This window comes from Streptomyces sp. NPDC046197 (assembly GCF_040646295.1).
GTDB lineage: Bacteria > Actinomycetota > Actinomycetes > Streptomycetales > Streptomycetaceae > Streptomyces.
On the sequence record NZ_JBEYZY010000104.1, the window covers coordinates 1 to 1,509 of the forward strand.

The following is a 1,509-nucleotide window of genomic DNA, read 5'->3' on the forward strand; positions in this document are numbered from 1 at the left end:
GGTCAGACATCTCATCGTGTTTGGTGTCAACCGGAAGCGGGTTGGAGCTGGGCGTGGTGGGCCCAGGCGATGGCTTCGTCGTAGAGGGTTCGGGTCTTGAGGCATCCGTGGAGGATGCCGACGAGGCGGTTGCCGAGCTGGCGCAGGGCGGGGTTGTAGTCGAGGTCGCGGGCGCGTTGCCGGTCGTAGTAGCGGCGGGCACCGGGCGAGTTCCGCAGCGCGCAGAACGCCTGGCGCTGGAGGGCGTCGGCGAGGCGGTTGTTGCGGACGTAGCGGGCCTGGACGGTTCGGGTCTTGCCGGATGCTCTGGTGATCGGGCTGGTGCCGGCGTAGTTCTTGCGGGCCTTCGCGGACGCGTAGCGGTTGGGGTCGTCTCCGAACTCGGCGAGCACCCGGGCGCCTGTGATCTCTGCGATGCCCGGCATCGACAGGTAGATCTCAGCGTCCGGGTGCGCGAGAAAATGGGCCTTCACCTGCACTTCCATGGCGTCTATCTGCTCGTTCAGCGCGATCAGCACTCTGGCGTGCGCGACCACCGTGGCGGCGTAGGCGGCGGTGACCGGCTCGGGCAGGGGGAGGTGCTGCTCGCGCAGTGCGGTCTGGATCGTGCTGGCTTTGGCGTTCCGGTGGTGCCGGCGGTGGCGGGCCAGCACGCTGGTGATCTGCGTGCGGGTCAGCTTCGCGCCGGTCTGCGGAGTGGGCGCCTTGATGAGCAGTTCCAGCGCGTCCGTGCTGGTCAGCGTTAAGTCCGCGTAGGCGTTCAGGGCGGCGGGGTAGTACTCGCGCAGCGAGGCACGCATCCGTTGGAAGGCCCGGGTGCGTTCCCAGATCAGCGTCTGATGGGCGCGGGCGACGACCTTGACGGCCTGGGCCTGGTCGCTGTCGCCCGCGATGGGCCGCAGCTGGGCGCGGTCGATGCGGACCATGTCCGCCAGCGCGTGTGCGTCCCCTCTGTCACTCTTGGCGCCCGAGGTTGCGTATCGTTCCTTGAACCGGGCCGCCTGCCGGGGGTTGATGGCGTAGACCTGGTAGCCGGCAGCGGTCAGGGCCTGCACCCAGGCGCCGCGGTCGGTCTCGATCCCGATCACCACGTCGCCCGCGTCCAAGCCCTCCCCGCCGTGGCGGGCGACGAGGGCGTGCAGCCTGGCGACTCCTTCCACGCCCTCGGGTAACCGGGCCGCGGCCAGTTTGCGGCCCGTCTCGTCCTGGACCTCGACGTCATGATGATCTTCGGCCCAGTCGTCTCCGATCCACAACACCCGTCGTACTCCTGCCTGTTGTCCGTCACGTACGTGCAGCCCGCGGAAGGCACGGCTCGCGTCCTAATGGATCCAGTGCTCACGCCCAACATCCCGGCAGGCACGCCATCTCATCAGCAGTCATGGCCTCCCGGCCGACCAGCAGGGGCACGGTCTGACCACAGAGCTCAAACGGCTCCGGTGTGGGCAGTGCTCACCTGCTGGCGGCCACGGCACCGAGTCTCTACGACCCGGCAGCTCCCATTAGGTG

At 68.7% G+C, this 1,509-nt stretch carries 1 protein-coding gene; it reads right to left on the reverse strand.

Going from position 1 to position 1,509, the window contains the following annotated elements:
* Window positions 1-26 precede the first annotated feature (26 nt).
* Window positions 27-1,259, reverse strand: coding sequence for an IS110 family transposase (locus tag AB0A61_RS41075; protein WP_361304738.1), 1,233 nt, complete (start codon window positions 1,257-1,259; stop codon window positions 27-29).
* Window positions 1,260-1,509 lie beyond the last annotated feature (250 nt).